Annotated in this window: 15 protein-coding genes and 1 tRNA gene; 3 read left to right on the top strand and 13 right to left on the bottom strand. The window is 46.1% G+C overall.

Annotated elements, in window-relative coordinates:
* Position 1: 1 nt before the first annotated feature.
* From ybeY to ACFQY8_RS04685, 4 genes are all read right to left on the bottom strand, one after another.
* Entirely contained in the window at positions 2-496 is a 495-nt protein-coding gene (gene ybeY / locus ACFQY8_RS04670) for an rRNA maturation RNase YbeY (RefSeq protein WP_377938734.1), read from the bottom strand.
* Positions 496-1,650: a PhoH family protein gene (locus ACFQY8_RS04675; RefSeq protein ID WP_377938735.1), complete on the bottom strand. Its 1,155-nt coding sequence runs from the start codon at positions 1,648-1,650 to the stop codon at positions 496-498. Before ACFQY8_RS04675 ends, ybeY begins: the two co-directional genes overlap by 1 nt.
* A gap of 5 nt (positions 1,651-1,655) precedes the next feature.
* On the bottom strand, positions 1,656-1,997 hold the full coding sequence (locus ACFQY8_RS04680) for a histidine triad nucleotide-binding protein (RefSeq protein WP_377938736.1): 342 nt from the start codon (positions 1,995-1,997) through the stop codon (positions 1,656-1,658).
* An 84-nt stretch (positions 1,998-2,081) separates the two neighbouring features.
* A complete protein-coding gene (locus tag ACFQY8_RS04685; RefSeq protein WP_377938737.1) occupies positions 2,082-2,873 on the bottom strand; it encodes a 16S rRNA (uracil(1498)-N(3))-methyltransferase in 792 nt (263 codons plus the stop codon).
* A 133-nt stretch (positions 2,874-3,006) separates the two neighbouring features.
* Between ACFQY8_RS04685 and ACFQY8_RS04690 the strand changes: the two genes are divergently transcribed.
* Positions 3,007-3,094 (top strand) — tRNA-Leu (locus tag ACFQY8_RS04690).
* Between the two features lie 49 nt (positions 3,095-3,143).
* Here ACFQY8_RS04690 and pulA read toward each other — a convergent pair.
* Positions 3,144-6,287: a type I pullulanase gene (gene pulA / locus ACFQY8_RS04695; protein WP_377938738.1), complete on the bottom strand. Its 3,144-nt coding sequence runs from the start codon at positions 6,285-6,287 to the stop codon at positions 3,144-3,146.
* A 178-nt stretch (positions 6,288-6,465) separates the two neighbouring features.
* Between pulA and ACFQY8_RS04700 the strand changes: the two genes are divergently transcribed.
* Entirely contained in the window at positions 6,466-7,326 is an 861-nt protein-coding gene (locus ACFQY8_RS04700; protein ID WP_377938739.1) for a TrmH family RNA methyltransferase, read from the top strand.
* A gap of 105 nt (positions 7,327-7,431) precedes the next feature.
* A complete protein-coding gene (locus tag ACFQY8_RS04705; RefSeq protein ID WP_377938740.1) occupies positions 7,432-9,006 on the top strand; it encodes a flotillin family protein in 1,575 nt (524 codons plus the stop codon).
* A gap of 96 nt (positions 9,007-9,102) precedes the next feature.
* Here the strand turns inward: ACFQY8_RS04705 and ACFQY8_RS04710 are convergent, their stop codons facing one another.
* The 8 genes from ACFQY8_RS04710 to sufB all read right to left on the bottom strand — a co-directional run bounded on the left by ACFQY8_RS04710 (position 9,103) and on the right by sufB (position 16,940).
* The gene (locus tag ACFQY8_RS04710) at positions 9,103-10,431 is read right to left on the bottom strand and encodes a uracil-xanthine permease family protein (RefSeq protein WP_377938741.1); all 1,329 of its coding nucleotides are present in this window, start codon (positions 10,429-10,431) and stop codon (positions 9,103-9,105) included.
* 138 nt (positions 10,432-10,569) lie between these two features.
* Positions 10,570-10,938, bottom strand: coding sequence for a hypothetical protein (locus tag ACFQY8_RS04715; protein ID WP_377938742.1), 369 nt, complete (start codon positions 10,936-10,938; stop codon positions 10,570-10,572).
* Positions 10,931-11,497, bottom strand: coding sequence for a metal-sulfur cluster assembly factor (locus tag ACFQY8_RS04720; RefSeq protein ID WP_377938743.1), 567 nt, complete (start codon positions 11,495-11,497; stop codon positions 10,931-10,933). Before ACFQY8_RS04720 ends, ACFQY8_RS04715 begins: the two co-directional genes overlap by 8 nt.
* Positions 11,494-12,072, bottom strand: a complete 579-nt coding sequence (gene sufU / locus ACFQY8_RS04725; protein ID WP_377938744.1) for a Fe-S cluster assembly sulfur transfer protein SufU — start codon at positions 12,070-12,072, stop codon at positions 11,494-11,496. Before sufU ends, ACFQY8_RS04720 begins: the two co-directional genes overlap by 4 nt.
* A gap of 42 nt (positions 12,073-12,114) precedes the next feature.
* A complete protein-coding gene (locus ACFQY8_RS04730; protein WP_377938745.1) occupies positions 12,115-13,392 on the bottom strand; it encodes a SufS family cysteine desulfurase in 1,278 nt (425 codons plus the stop codon).
* A 132-nt stretch (positions 13,393-13,524) separates the two neighbouring features.
* Positions 13,525-14,301, bottom strand: a complete 777-nt coding sequence (gene sufC, locus ACFQY8_RS04735) for a Fe-S cluster assembly ATPase SufC (protein WP_377938746.1) — start codon at positions 14,299-14,301, stop codon at positions 13,525-13,527.
* On the bottom strand, positions 14,302-15,483 hold the full coding sequence (gene sufD, locus ACFQY8_RS04740) for a Fe-S cluster assembly protein SufD (RefSeq protein WP_377938747.1): 1,182 nt from the start codon (positions 15,481-15,483) through the stop codon (positions 14,302-14,304).
* A gap of 2 nt (positions 15,484-15,485) precedes the next feature.
* The gene (gene sufB, locus ACFQY8_RS04745) at positions 15,486-16,940 is read right to left on the bottom strand and encodes a Fe-S cluster assembly protein SufB (RefSeq protein WP_377939197.1); all 1,455 of its coding nucleotides are present in this window, start codon (positions 16,938-16,940) and stop codon (positions 15,486-15,488) included.
* Between the last annotated feature and the right edge of the window lie 79 nt (positions 16,941-17,019).

Genomic DNA, 17,019 nt, shown 5'->3' on the forward strand with positions numbered 1-17,019 from the left:
ATTATTCACCTGAAATTTCCAATGGAATTACTTCGTTCAATTCACCTGGACGAGCAGCCAAATATGTTAAAAGAAGCTGGCGCTGAATACCGAACATTTCTTTTTCTTGGTCTTTATCTGAATGATCAAAGCCAAGGAGATGAAGACACCCATGAATCGTGAGAAGCATGAGCTCCTCAATAGTCGAGTGCCCAGCACTCTGTGCTTGCGTAGCTGCGACAGCTGGACATAGGACTATGTCGCCAAGCATACCCTCAACATCAGTTGTACCGTCTCCTGGACGTAGTTCATCCATAGGGAAGCTCATAACGTCTGTCGGACCTTCGAGGTTCATCCATCGAAGGTGAAGCTCTTCCATCGCATCCGGCTCATTGAAAATAATCGTAAGATCACAGTCAGTGCTTATCTTCATCTGGTCCATGACCCATAAACCAAGGTCAGAAAAGACACGAGGCTCTACTGCCCAATTACTTTCATTGAGTACATCTACTGCCATTATTTGTCCCCCGACTGCCCTGCGGATGCAGGTACTGCTGCGTGTAAAGGTTTAGCATGACTACGGTTAGTCTGATATGCATCATACGCAGAAACAATGGTCCCGACCAAGCTATGACGGACTACATCATCTTTGCCTAAATGTATAAATGCAATGTCATTAATGCCCCCGAGAATATCCTCGATGACAAGTAGTCCTGAGTGCTTTACCGCAAAATCGACTTGAGTTACATCACCGGTAATGACCATGCGAGTATTAAAACCAAGGCGTGTCAAGAACATCTTCATCTGCTGCTCAGTAGTATTTTGAGCTTCGTCCAAAATGACATACGCATCATTCAACGTGCGACCTCGCATATAAGCGAGAGGGGCCACTTCGATAGTGTTGTCTGCAATGTAGCGCTGCATACGTTCATTGCCGAGCATATCAGAGAGCGCATCGTAGAGCGGTCGCAGATATGGATCAACTTTCTCTGTCAGTGTGCCCGGTAGAAACCCTAGATTCTCGCCGGCTTCTACGGCTGGACGTGTCAAGATAATGCGTCGCACGACTCCATCTTCAAAGGCACGGACTGCCTTTGCTACAGCCAAGTACGTTTTACCAGTACCAGCAGGACCAATGCCGAAAGTAATAGTGTGAGATTCAATGGCATTGATATAGTCCACCTGTCCCGCTGTTTTCGCGCGGATGGGCACACCATGCGCCATAGTAATGACGCGCGGGATACGACCGCCAAGACTTGTGCTTTGTGCGAGCACAGAGTGAGCCATATCAGATTCGGTATGCGTTCGTCTGACAAAATGCGGTCTTTCCTCTGAAAAACGAGAAACAGGCGGTTTAATCTTACGCTCTTTACGGTCAGCCTTGCGACTGAGCCGATTTGCGAGTAGGCGCTGCACGTCATCCACACTCAATGGGTTTGTATATGCCGTATCAATAATTTCATGAAGGAAATCTTGTGCAGCTAATGCATCTGCCTCAGTTCGCGCATTATGCGAAACGATAGCAATGATATTTCCACGTATCACGAAAGTTAACTCAGAGTAGGCTTTCTCTATGAGGCGAATGATACGATCTTCAGGACCACAGACAGTCACAGGATTAAGCTCCTGTGGAATTGTCACTGTGCGTGTAGTTGTACCAGAATGTGGCAAGCGGTTTACTCTCCTTCTAACTTCTCACCAGTCATGACATGCATGTGGCAGTGGAATACAGTCTGCCCCGCATCTTCACCAGTATTGAAAACTGCACGGAACTGTCCATTATACGTTTCTTGCGCAATGGTATGAGCAACACGTATCATCTCTGCCAACAGCTGAGGATCTTTATCAGCAAGCTCAGTCACATCCTTGACATGAGTCTTCGGGACAACTAATGCATGCACTTTTGCCTGTGGATTTAAATCAGCGAATGCGTATACATTCTCTGTCTCATACATCTTTGTACTTGGAATTTCATGGTTGATAATCTTACAAAAAATGCAATCATCTGTCTGCGTCATACTCGCTCCTTATGCTCACACTATACACGTTCGTAGTTTAGTAACTGCGCGGGATGAAGTAATCATATAATCGTGCTACTAGTTCTATGCATATCGTCCAAGATATCGGCTAAGAAGTGTCAAAGCAACGGGACCAGCACTTGCAGCACGCAGAATGTTACTTCCGATAACACATGAGTATGCTCCACCATTTTTGAAAAGTTCAATCTCATCATCGGTAATGCCACCTTCAGGACCAACAACGACCCATATGGTATGTCCCTCTTCAACAGTCTGAATTTTCTGCTCAAACTCACTCCACGTCACCGTCGCATCCTGATGGAGCACAAGTATGATGTCACCATCGTGAATCGTATCTACCATCCACCTACCAAGCTGCTTGGTTGTCATCATGGGGTGAAGTGTGGGGACAAAACTTCGACGAGATTGCTGTGTAGCAGATATGAGAACATCATCCCACTTTGAAAGCGCTTTGGTAGCTTTGTTTCCCTTCCACTGCACAATAGAACGTTGCGACTGCCATGGTATAACGTGGTCGACGCCTATCTCCGTAGCCATCTCGATAGCCTGTTCATCGCGCCCACCTTTAGCAAGCGCTTGGACAAGACCTAGTTTTATATGTGGCTGTACTTCGCGCATCACATCATCAATGCGCACTACCCCATTACTGTCGTCTATTACGCTTGCCAAGATACGTAGCCCGTGACCGTCACATAGTTGTAGCTGTTCATTTTCTCCGACTCGCATAGCCTTCAGTGCGTGGGTAGATATTGTTTTCGGGAGCATATACTGTGAGCCGACAGTATCAGGCAACGGTTCGACGCTCTTGATATCTGTGCCCATATCAGCGCGAATGACGAACATAGGTAAAGTCATGTTTTAAGAATACGAGAAGAGTTGTATTTCGCTATGAAGTCGAGGTTCATAGGCAATGAAGACGTCCTACGACACGCCCATTTTTGCGCTCCCCCTATCTGTGCTATTCTTTCTAACTGTTGCTTATAGCACTGTCCGGGTGGCGGAATGGTAGACGCGCTAGCTTGAGGTGCTAGTGCCTATTTTATACAGGCGTGCGGGTTCAACTCCCGCTCCGGACACAAAATAAGGTCCCTTCTTCGGAAGGGACCTTTTCGTTTCTCGCTATGATTACATCCACCACCAACGCATAAACCATCCGCGGCGAGGCACATGAGTACGAGCTGGATGCACGCTGAGTTTCCCCTTACGCAAAACAAGCGTCTGGCCAGACGGTATTGAATATGATTTCTTGATTTTAACCGTCATAAACTTGCTCCTAGCATTACGCACTCCACAATGTCCAGCCAATGCGGCTACCGCTTTATCGTCAACGTTACCGTGAGCAACGAGAACCGTATACTTTCCCTTAGCGAGTCCATCAAGCTTAACAGAAGTATTTCCACCATTGAATGCCACGATATACGTGCTCGACTTATCTTTGACCTGGAATGCAACCAAACCATTCGAAGTAGCAAGTGGCGTCACTGCGGCATTAATCGCTTCATAACTATCTGCATGTAATGCTGGTATGCTCTTGCGCAGTGAGATAAGACCCTTCACATAATTATCAGCTGCTTTATAAGTGCTTAAGCGGTCCCAATCAATTCCATTAACACTGTCTGGTGAATTATAGCTATTATCATTCCCACCTTTTGTACGTAGGAAAGACTGACCCAACTGCAATTCAGGGATACCTTGAGAGAGCAAAACGATGGAATTCGCCAACTCATCACGTTGCGTTATATCATTTGTTGTCGCTTGCGGCATACTTGCCTTAAGTTTGTCATAGAGAGTGAGATTGTCATGCACTTCAACATATTGAATAAGTTGACTTGGCATAGCATATTTGACGTTCGCGTTACCGTTTGTACATGGCGCATATTCACTGTGATTTTGACAGCCCAAGATGTTATTCATGAGTAGGCTCTCTCCCCCAGTTTTTCCTTGGACAAAACCTTTATCCTGAGCATCAAATACGCTACCTTTTATCGTGTCACGTATAGAATCATTGAAGAACGATACAGCCGTTCCCTGGTCGATGAGCTCTGAACCATTAGGTTGGATGGACATGCGACTCTTGTCAAGAGTTGAATTCATATCCCAACCTTCGCCGAGGACGATAAGAGAAGGATCAATCTTATTGAGTGCCGAGCGTACGTCTTTCATCGTCTGCTTGGTCAGCAATCCCATAAGATCAAATCGGAATCCGTCCATATGATACTCTTTTGCCCAGTACGTTACAGAATCCACAATGTACTTACGCATCATGGTACGTTCGGAAGCAGTATCGTTACCACAGCCAGAATTATTGACAAGTTTGCCATTCACATCATAACGGAAGTAATATCCTGGAACGGTTTTGCCAAATGCATGCTGCGATGCATCAAAGACATGGTTATATACCACGTCCATGATTACACGAATCCCTGAATTATGAAGACCCTGAATCATCTGTTTCGCTTCAAAAATTCTGTTAGACGGAGTCTGTGGCTCAGTCGAATATGATCCTTCTGGAACGTTATAATTCACAGGATCGTAGCCCCAGTTATATACCACATCACTACCCGACTCACCACGAACATTATTGAAGTCGTACATAGGCATGATTTGTACATGTGTACTTCCGGATGCTTTTATATAGTCAAGACCGGTAGAGTCTCCGTAAGAATTTTTTGTGCCTTTCTGCACGACGCCGAGGAATTTCCCACGATACCGACTATCGACACCTGAATTAGCGAGCGACGAAAAATCGCGCACACTCATCTCACTAATGACAGCATCAGTAGCCTTGCCAAAGGCTGGCATGCGCCTCCAGTATCGCGGATTCGTGCGTTGAAGATCAAGAATCACAGAACGCTGAGAGTTCTGCGTAGACGCTTTTGCATATGGGTCGACAGATTCATTGACAGTCCCATCAGGGAAGGTTAACGAGTAGTCATACGCAGTATTGTTGAAGTTCCCATGAAGAACCGCCTTCCAAACTCCTCGCGCTGTATACGTCATATCGACGCTTTTAGCGAGAGCGGCATCAGTAGTGACAGAAGAGTATATATTTACTTTGACACTTTGCGCTGTAGGAGCCCACAGCTTAAGAACGGTAGAACGTGACGTATACACTGCCCCAAGATCATCTCCGTTATATGCATAAAGAGAATCAAAAGCATCAGTACGTACAACTGAGCCTGCTATAGCAGTCGCAGAACCATAGCCTTCGACACTCACACCAATTGCCGCATTCGCAGGCATATTATGACTCGTTGTAATTACAAGAACTTGCGGAGACTGCTGAGAAACTGATGCGATTGACGCGCCCGTCACGCTAACTTTCCCCTCAATCTCAGCGCTCGTGACGGGATGATTGAGTTGTACAGTTAACTGATTAAGCGCACTTATCTGCGCATGTGTAATCTTATGAGACATATCAATATACTCCGGATTCGTATACGTTACGCCATCTCCCGAGTGAACCCATACCTGAGCAGATGCGGTACCATCGCCATTTACTGAGATAGCAGACCACGGGATGGTGCGATCACCTGACTGACTTCCAGATGCCTCTTCACGATCTGCCCAATCGTTTCCGTCAGCGCTTTTGCGGACGATAAATTGGGAGAGCGAAATAGCAGAACTCGATTTCTGTGTGTATGTTGCGATTTTTCCAAAATCATCTGTGTCTGTAAATTGCCCTACAGAAGTTGAGTCTACGACTGTCCCCCAGTTGAAGACATTCCACCCTGCATAATCGTTATCACTGCGATGATAATGTACCGTGACATCTAACTGCTTAATCGTTGGCATCGCATCTGCTGGCGGCTGTGTGTACGTGGTGTCTTCACCGCCAACGACCCATATTTGTGCTGAACCTGAGGAAGTATCAACTATACGATCTTTACTACCGTCTTTATTCCAATCAGAGGTTGTAATGATAACTCCCACGTGATCAAATTTGCCTTTCAACTCTACTGTGAAAACTTTGCCAAAAGTATCGCGAGCTTGGTTGAAAGGATAATTCTGCCCTTCAAGCGTTGTGCCATCTGTACGCGTACCCCATACATAGACTCCTCTTTTATCTCCATCAGGGTCCTGTGGCGCTGGTCGGTAGTGAACCGTCAATTTTGTTTCTTGTGCCACTGCTTGACTTGACGCCGCATCAGTAGATTGCGCATGTGCTATGGTCGTTGGAGTCGTTACACCGACAACGAGTGCCATAATCATGGAAAGTGCTGTAAGACAAGCAACACTGATGGATTGTAATCGAGAAAATCTTCTCATAATACCCTGCCTTCGCTGAAGTATTTTTATAGGAGGCGAATGCCAGACAGCTTCGTCTTTAACATTATGAAAAATACCTCAGTTATTATAAGTAGCGAAAAATTAACGCACAAGGCGTTTTGACGATTCACTTTTCTGCAAGGTAGACCTTTCCAGCCAAACTACTACCATCAAAAGCATGCATATTATTCGAGTAAATTCCTTAGATGACCCACGGCTCAATGCGTATATCAACCTTACTGAGATTCAATTGCGCAATAAGCTTGAGCCAGAGCAAGGAATCTTCATTGCAGAAAGTCCTAAAGTCATCGATCGTGCACTCGCTGCGGGAAAAGAACCTCTGTCTTTCCTTGTTGAGGAACAGTGGCTCACGGGTATGCAGAAGGAATTTGATTTTGTTGATCAACATTGGAGTGTAAATATTCCCGTCTTTGTCGCGTCAGAGGAGTTGCTCAAAAAACTCACAGGATATCGGCTTCATCGCGGTGCTATGTGCGCTATGAAACGATGGGAGCTTCCTAGTGTAGCGCAGTTGTGCAAAAATGCAAAGCGCGTGGCAGTCATGGAAAACATCGTTGATTTTACAAATGTTGGCGCTCTCATGCGCTCTGCAGCGGCATTGGGCATAGATGCTGTACTTGCTACACCGTCATGTTTAGATCCACTCTATCGACGTGCTGTACGCGTCTCTATGGGGACAGTTTTTCAAGTTCCTTGGACTCGCATCGGTGGTACTAATCGCAAGAATTGGCCGAACCCTTCTATCAATGAATTAAAGAAGCTAGGCTTTACTACTGTTGCAATGGCGCTAACGGACAATTCTATTTCAATGATGGAGCTCATCAGACGGATTCACTGTCCTGATGATGACCCACACCACATTGACAAGGTAGCTCTCATCTTTGGCACAGAAGGCGATGGTCTTAGCAAGCGTACTCTTGCCTCCACAGATCTCACGGTAAAAATTCCTATGAGTCATAATGTTGATAGTTTAAATGTTGCAGCATCAAGTGCCGTCGCATTTTATGCAACAATGTAATTGCTCTCGTTCACAGATGTCGTTTAAATGACGATTCTGAGGTACCTTATCCGATAGTATTACAGCTAAATATTCCATGCACCCCGCAATGAAAGGACCCCATCTATGAATGTGCATGCCATTATCGTCACTGCCTCTGTGACAGTGATAGTCATCTTACTTCTCAGTTTATTCTTTGCAGGATATGTGTCTGCTAGCCCCAACACTATTAAAGTTATCTCCGGTCCATTCAAGCAGCGTGTACTTTTGGGCCGCACCGGTTGGAAGATTCCTATTCTTGAACGCGTAGACACTATGACCGCCGGAATGATCAGCATTGACGCGCGGACCACTGACTTTGTGCCAACGAATGATTATATCAACGTTAAAGTAGATGCTGCTGTGAAGGTCAAAGTTGGAACTGACCGCGAGGACCTTTTTCGTTCTGCTACTCGTAACTTCTTGTATAAAGACAGTACACAAATCGCTGACGAAGTCCGTGATACTATTGAGGGGCATTTGCGTGCCATTATTGGTCAGATGCGTCTTGAGCAGATTGTAACTGACCGTTCTCAATTCTCCGAGAAGGTACAGGAAAACGCCACCAAAGACCTCGAAGAGATGGGCTTGGAAATAGTTGCATTTAACATTCAGGGTCTTGTAGATGAGAAAGGTGTCATCGAAAATCTTGGTATCGATAATACTGAGCAGATACGTAAAGAAGCTGCAAAAGCAAAGGCACGTGCTCAGCAAGAAATCGCACAGCAGCAGGCAGAATCTGACAAACTTGCCAATGATGCACGAGTGGCAGCAGACCTTGAAATTGCAGAAAAGCAAACAGAACTGGCAAACCGTCAGAATGCTTTGAAAGCACAAGCTGAGACGGAACGCGCAAAAGCAGATGCTGCGTATGAAATTCAACAGCAGGTGCAGCGCAAGGAAATTGAGCTCCAAACTGCTGAAGCAAACATTGTAAAGCAGGAGAAGGAAGCTGAAGTTAAACAGCGTGAAGTTCAGGTCAAGGAGCAAGAGCTCAATGCGACCGTAAAAAAACAAGCTGAAGCAGATAAGTATGCTCGTCAGCAGGCTGCAGAGGCACAGCTCATCGAACGTCAGCGCAAAGCAGAGGCCGAGCTCTTTGAGCAACAAAAAATCGCTGAAGCGCAGAAGGCAAAAGCGGAAGCAAACAAATACTCGGCTTTGCAGGAAGCTGAAGGTATTGAAGCTAAAGGTAAAGCTGAAGCTGAAGCCATTCGTTTGAAACTTGAGGCAGAAGCTGATGGCCTTAATAAAAAAGCAGAAGCTATGAAGAAATACGGTAATGCAGCCGTAACTGAAATGGTCGTCAACGTCCTGCCTGAAATCGCACGAAATCTTGCTTCTCCACTTGAAAATGTTGATAGAATTACCATGTATGGAGAGGGAAATAGCTCCAAAATGGTCGGTGATCTGATGACTACTATGGACCAAGTCACGGCAGGCATGGGTATCGACATCAAGGATCTTATCTCTGCGACTCTTACTGGTCGAGCGATGGGGAATGGTCTCGCCACCTCGGAGGTAAGTAACTCTACCGATAAGGAAGGACCAGCAGCATCGGAAAAGCCTTCCCAGACTTCCCGGGTAAGTTCTGAGAAGAAAAATAAATCAGCATCCACAGCTACTGGTAATAGCATGGATAGAACAAACAGTGCGAACTAAATAATAAAACGCGTTCTCACGTAAAGATGGTCCTAGCTCATGGAGTTAGGACCATCTTTATATTCGACAAATTAGCTGGTTTTACTTCAACATCGCTTATTTATCTTCGTGTACTTTATAGGGAGTCTCATCCTTGCTGTCGATATAGTCGTCATCATCAACAACTGCACCGGTAAGTTTACCGAGATTCTTGAGTACATGATAGACCACGAGAGCTGCAATGGAACCAATTGCAATGCCGTTGAAAGAGATACCCTGGATTGCGAAGGTGAAGTCTGCTATGCCGACCACCATGACAACAGCTGCCACCATCATATTGACATTCTTAGAGAAATCTACCTTATTCTCGACCCAAATACGCACACCAAGCATACCAATCATGCCGTAGAGCAACGTAGTGACACCACCAAGAACTCCGCCTGGAATAGTGTTAATGATTGCGCCGAACTTAGGGCAAAGGCTCAGAATCAAAGCAAAGAGTGCAGCAAACCAATATGCCAAAGTGGAATACACTTTCGTAGCTGCCATAACTCCAATATTTTCAGCATATGTAGTAGTGCCTGAGCCACCACCGAGACCTGCGAACATTGTGCCTAAACCATCTGCAAAGAGAGATCGCCCGATTTGCTCATCATAGTCATGACCAGTCATTAATGCGACCGATTTGACATGCCCGATATTTTCAGCGATAAGAACGAGAACAACAGGTAAGAAATTCAGCAAAATAGAGAAATCGACCTGTGGAAGGTGGAACTGTGGAAGACCAATCCACGCAGCTTGCGCTACTGGTTTAAAATCTACTTGCCCACGGATTACCGCATAAACATAGCCGATAATGACACCAAGAAGAATATTCAGACGACCAATCATACCTCTGAAAAGTACAGCGATTAACATGACTGCCACAAGTGTAACGACGGCAGTATCAGGAGCCACCTTAAAATTATTCCATGCTGATGGAGCTAAATTAAAACCAATAATTGCGACAATGGCGCCGTTAACGACTGGTGGCATCGCATGATCAATCCACTTCGCTCCAGCAAAATGAACGATAACGCCAACAATAGCGAGGAGTAAACCTGTGCACAGAATGCCAAAGCTTGCGACCTCAATGCCCTTATGAGCTGTTGCTACGGCAGCAATCGGAGCAATAAAACCAAACGAGCTACCCAGATAGCTAGGTAGCTTGTTGTTATTGATCAAAAGGAAGAGTCCAGTAGACAATGCTGTAAAGAATAGCGTCACCGACGGGTCAAAATGTGTCAAGATTGGCACAAGGAATGTTGAACCAAACATCGCAATGACATGCTGAGCACCGATACCTGCTGTACGCGGAACGGTTAAGCGCTCTTCTGGCTCGATAACTTCACCCGGCGCAATATGCTTGCCATCACCGTGAAGCTGCCATGATAAATTCAACGACATATATTCTTTCCTTCTCTCAAAAAAACGTTCCTAGCGACTCGAGAAAAACTCAAGTATGCAAGGAACGCTTTACTACATCGTTGAAACTTTAGTTTAGCGTATAGGTTGGAATTATCGTATTATGTGATAGGCACTTCCCTAGAAACCGGCATGCGTAGCACGATATGCATCTACGCGCTGCTTGGCTTCCACTATGCCTACGCCACTACGCTCGCGGACGTGCTTAATGGCTTCAATCGGTCTACCTCTCTTAATTGTATCGATTTCAGACTGAGTCAAGCCACCTTCTACTTCATCTTCGTGCGTTTCCGACCGAGAAGGTTCGGATGTTGGAGTGTCATACTCTACCGAATTATTAAAAGCAACCTGATCATTGAGATCAGTACTATTCTTCTTTCCGAAGAGAAAATCAAAGAAACCCATCATAGCTCTTTTCTTAATGTGAGGAAGGAACCCCGCCTCAGTATGACTGAACTTATCTGTTGGAGTACACACATGTCTATGCATATGCGCGTGGAAGATTATTAAGGTTCATCCCGAGAGCTGCTAGCTGTGCCGCCCCATCCTCAGTCACCATATCCACATTCCAGGCAGGAGTCCATGTCCAATCCACACGGAATTCTTCAACCAAACCAGCAAGTACAGAGGCACACTCATCTTCGATAAGGTCAGTCAAAGGACATGCAGGCGTAGTCAATGTCATAGTGAGAATCGCACGACCTTTCTCATCGATTTCTACACCGTAGAGAAGACCTAAATCTACGACGTCGACGCCAAGTTCTGGGTCCATGACCTGGTGGAGAGCTTCTTTTACATCTTGTGCAGTGGCACGGCCAATTTGATCGACGAAAGTCAACGTCACACCTTCAAATTCCTCGGTTGTTGTACCGTTTGGCATGGTCTTTCCCTCACGTTGTTTCTGAGATTTTTTATATGATTCCTCTAGCATACCTGCGGAAGACGGATTTTGTGTTATTTGGTGAGCAAGTTCAGAATTTCCCACAACATGATTTACTGCATTCATGATGCTGCTACTCGGCCCTGGAACGAGATTCCCTTGTGTCACTGCTCCCCCTTCATCTGCGTCAGCGCGAGAGCAGCAGAGTCTTTCAGCCCTTCCCAGCCCAGCAACGCACACTTGATACGCATTGGGTATTTGGACACGCCTTGGAATACTACTGCATCTTCCAACGATTCTGTATCATCTTCGTCTTCCAATCCGGCACCACGAGATTCCATCAATTGTTTGAAAGTACGAGACAATTTCATTGCATCATCAAGTGTCTTATCGTGTACAAGATCGTACATAATTGACAAACTGGCCTGAGAGATAGAACATCCTTGACCATCCCAAATGAGATTTTCAATGCGAATAGGCTTGCCATCAGAACCATCAGAAAGCTCCACACGTACGGTGACTTCATCGCCACAGGTTGGATTGAACTGATGAGACTGAGCGCTCACACAATACTCATGCTCCGCAGCCACAGTTGTGGCAGCTACATTGGAACCGAGTTTCTCAGCTGTCACTGTGGTGATATCCTCGGCAAACTTCTGCTTGCCATGTGGCGCCTTGGATGCCTCGAGAATTACTTCCTGATACATCTGCTCAAGCTCTTGGTCGCTCATACCTTCGTACATATAAGAATCTCCTGAAAGTCTGTAATACCCTGATATTAGCGTTTAACGGTGGAAGAATCCATATACATCAGCTACTGCCGAACGTAGACGTTTAATTTCTTCCACCGTATTATAGACGCCGAGGCTCGCGCGGTTGGAAGCATAGTAGCCAAAATGACGGTGTACAGGCTGTGCACAGTGGTGACCCACGCGGATAGCAATTCCGCGAGAGTCAATGAACTGTCCCACATCATGAGGATGAACGTCGCGGATTTCAAAGGCAACTGTTCCAATGCGATTTTCTGAGTTCAGGGGTCCTAAAATCGTGACACCTTCAATATCCTGTAGCTTTAGAAGTTCAGGGACCAGTGCTTTCTCGTGAGCTTCGATATTTTCAAGACCGATATTCATCATCCATTCAGCAGCTATACCAGCTGCTACAACCTGTGCTACTGGCTGAGTTCCTGCTTCAAACTTTGCAGGAGGAGCCATGTACTGTGCAGGTTTTTCCATCCATGCAAGTTCTACCATGGAACCGCCAAAGTTCATAGCGGGGAGTTTTTCGAGCAACTCACGTTTGCCGTAAAGGAAACCGACACCCGTCGGGCCATACATTTTATGTGCACTCCATACAGCAAAGTCCACATCAAGGTTATGAAAATCTATCTTGATATGAGGAACGGATTGACAGGCATCAAGCACCACTACTGCCCCAACTTCACGAGCACGCTTAACGATGCTTGCTACATTTGTAATAGCACCAGTGACATTAGAAATATGGGTAAAGGCTATAATCCTTGTGTGCTCGGTAATGGTATTTTCCAACGATTCACGGTCGGTTTTAATTCGACCTTCCGAATCTAAATCAAGCCATTTGAGTCTTGCTCCAGTACGACGAGCAAGCTCCTGGAATGGGAGCAAAACTGAATGGTGCTCTGCGCGCGATACGACGATTTCATCGCCCTCACCAACTGCGAATAGTTCGATGCCGTCCAAAGATGCATGATCAAATGCATTTGCCAACATATTTAAGCTTGCAGTGGCACCACCAGTTACGACGATTTCATCCTTACCGTCGCCAGCATCCGCTCCAACTAGTCGAGCCACGCTATAACGCGCACTCTCAAATGCTTCGGTACTTCGGGCTGCGAGTTCATGAGCCCCTCGGTGAACACCTGCATTAATTGTGCGGTAGAACTCGGATTCTGCGTCAATGACGCTTTCAGGTTTCTGCGCCGTAGCTCCTGAATCTAAGTACGCGAGACGATGTCCGTGAATTTCCTGATTGAGAAGAGGAAATTGCGCACGGACAGCCTCAAAATCGTATCCGAAATCTGCCATAATCCACCTCACAGTTGCACATACGTCTTATCAAAAAATACTGGCGATACGACTATTTATATCGCATCGCCATCAAACTCGCCATAAAATGACTGGTTTTATGTAAATTTAATTTCTAGACTTAAGCTAGTCTTAGGCCTGAGCGGACTCAGTCGTACCCTCTGGAAGGTATTTGTCATAACCATTCTCTTCAAGATAATCAGCCAATTCAGGACCGGCAGTTTCGACGATGTGACCATCAGCGAAAACGTGAACGATGTCTGGCTTAATGTACTTCAAAATGCGAGTGTAATGGGTCACCATCATGATGCCAAGACCAGTGGATGCTTTAGCACGGTTAACACCCTCTGACACGATACGAAGCGCATCCACATCCAGCCCAGAATCAGTTTCATCGAGAATAGCAAACTTTGGTTTCAAAATCTCTAGCTGAAGCACCTCAGCACGCTTCTTCTCACCACCCGAGAAACCTTCATTGACAGAGCGCGAGGCAAACTTAGGGTCCATCTTAAGATTTTTCATAGCTGCCGAAAGCTCTTTAGACCACTGACGAATAGCCGGCGCCTGGCCATCTACCGCAGTTTTAGCCGTACGCAAGAAATTAGTCATAGGAACGCCTGGAACTTCTACTGGGTACTGCATAGCAAGGAATAAACCTGCCTGCGCACGCTCATCAGGGGTCATCTTTAAGATATCGCGACCGTCAAGCAAAACCTCTCCAGAATCCACTTCATACTTTGGATGACCTGCGAGAGTGTAAGCCAACGTCGACTTGCCCGAACCGTTTGGTCCCATAATCGCATGGGTTTCATTGGAATTAATGGTTAGATTTACACCTTTGAGGATTTGCTTACGACCCTCTTTAGTTTCTACTGAAGCGTAGAGATCCTTAATTTCGATAGTAGACATTTACTTCTCCAAACGTGCGTTCACGGTATTCATTAAGTGTTCAGAAATTGCGGGGATACCAATTTGCTCAATAAGTTCATTAAAGAATCCCGCGACTACAAGCTTCTGCGCATCCTTCTCAGAGATACCACGGCTCATCAAATAGAAGAGCTCTTCATCATCGAAGCGACCTACAGAACTTGCATGACCAGCACCTACGATATTACCGTTCTCAATTTCAAGATTTGGCTCTGAATCAGCTACAGCACCAGGGACCAAGATGAGATTGCGGTTGAGCTCATAGGAATCTGTCCCAGGAGCTGTTGGCTCAATAAGAGCATTCCCAACCCATGTAGAGTGCGCGCCCTTACCAGACAGAGCGCCCTTATAGACCACACGAGACTTGCACTCTGGAGCGTTATGGACAACCATGGTCCGATGCTCAATGTGTTCGCCAGGCTCAGCGAAGTAGATACCGAGCATATTGAGGTCGCCCTGCTCACCACCGAAGTCCTGGTCCATACGAATGCGTACAAGGTTACCGCCAAGAGTTACTACACTGTGACGAAGCGCCGCACCTTTGCCCACATGAATACGATGGTTGCCTACATGCTTGGAATTGCTGGACCATTCCTGAATAAATGTGGTGGATACCTCAGAGAAATCGCCCGTAGAGATTTCTACACCTTCAGCAAGTTTTGCTTGGCCTTCATGCTCGACTACCACATCTGCGTGAACGTTTGCATCAGTAGTGATGACAAGGTGGAAGGAATCAAGTTCAAGAGAAGTACCGGTTACCTTCACAACAATTGGTGACACTACATCTTCAGCCACGTGCAAAGAATATGCAGCATTCCCACTATTCCACTCGACAGCAGATACACGATCATTTGGCTTTGAAACTGTGCCAGCTGGCTTGTCAGATTTCGTAATCTTTTTAAGCACCACAGTGGCTGGAACATCAGAACCATCAAGCATGGAAAGCTCGACGTTCAATTTATCTGCTGGTTCAAAGACCTCCGCAAATTCAGCAATGCGCTCTACAGGGGTAAATCGCCAATCATCCTGCTTGTGTGTAGGAATAGCGAAATCAGTCACCTCGAAAGAACGAGGATTGCGATCTGCACTCGATGGCATCGTAGCTGGGATTGCATATGGATCGTTTGGATCTACTACGGGGATCTGTACTTCTTGATTTGCCATAATTAGCCTACCGATCCTTCCATCTGCAACTCGACCAAACGGTTGAGCTCAAGAGCATATTCCATGGGAAGCTCACGAGAAATTGGCTCCACGAAGCCACGCACAATCATACCCATAGCTTCCTTCTCTTCGATACCACGGCTCATCAGATAGAATAGTTGGTCTTCAGAGACCTTGGAAACCGTTGCTTCGTGTGCCATAGATACGTCATCTTCGCGAACGTCTACATGAGGGTAGGTGTCCGAGCGAGAGAAGTCATCGACAAGCAGTGCATCACACACTACATTCGAACTAGATCCTTCTGCCCCATCCACAATCTTGACAAGACCACGGTACGCTGAACGACCCCCGCCACGAGAAATAGACTTTGCCACGATAGTAGAGCTGGTATGTGGCGCCAAGTGAATCATCTTTGCACCAGTATCCTGATATTGTCCTTTACCTGCGAAGCCCAATGACATGGTTTCTGCCTTTGCATAAGGCTCTGCCAAAATACACGCTGGATACTTCATAGTAGCCTTGGAGCCGATGTTTCCATCAACCCATTCCATAGTGCCACCCTCACGCACATACGCACGTTGCGTTACAAGGTTATAAACGTTGTTTGACCAGTTCTGAACAGTGGTATAGCGTACGCGCGCGTGCTTCTCTACGATGATTTCCACGATTGCTGCATGGAGGGAATCTTCGTTATAGATTGGAGCCGTGCAACCTTCAACATAGTGCACATATGATCCCTCATCTGCAATGATTAACGTGCGTTCGAACTGTCCCATTGCAGGAGTGTTGATACGGAAGTACGCCTGAAGTGGAATATCCACGTGAACGCCCTTTGGCACGTACACGAAGGAGCCACCGGACCATGCTGCAGTATTCAATGCACCAAACTTATTATCTTCTGGAGAGACTACAGTTCCAAAGTACTTTTTGACAAGGTCGGGATACTCGCGTACTGCGGTATCTGTATCTACGAAGATAACACCCTGCGCTTTCAAATCCTCGCGAATAGAATTATAAATAACCTCCGACTCGTACTGAGCAGCAACTCCTGACACCAAACGGTTCTTCTCAGCTTCAGGAATGCCTAAACGATCATAGGTGTTCTTAATATCTTCTGGAAGCTCATCCCAGCTTGTCGCCTGCTTATCGATTGGCTTCACATAGTACTTGAAGTCATCAGCATCGAAGCCGGAAAGATCCACACCCCAGTCAGGCATTGGCTTTTCTACGAATGCCTTATAACCTCGCAGTCGTATATCAAGCATCCACTGAGGTTCATTCTTGTCTGCAGAGATTTCACGAATTACCTGCTCAGAAACACCCTTCTTTGCAGCTTTTCCTGCCTCGTCGGAATCGTGCCAACCGTAAGAATATTCGCCAAACTGGGAGATAATTTCATCATCCTGCTGAAGCTTTTCAACATTAACACCGCCGCGGGCATCAACGTACTTATTCATTTCAACATCGCCAGCTAGCTTCTTTTGTTCTTGCAAATCTGTCACGCTTCACCTCCTCTTAAGTCTTTAATCTTTGAAC

Origin of the sequence: Alloscardovia venturai (assembly GCF_042676605.1) — a bacterium.
Lineage (GTDB): Bacteria > Actinomycetota > Actinomycetes > Actinomycetales > Bifidobacteriaceae > Alloscardovia > Alloscardovia venturai.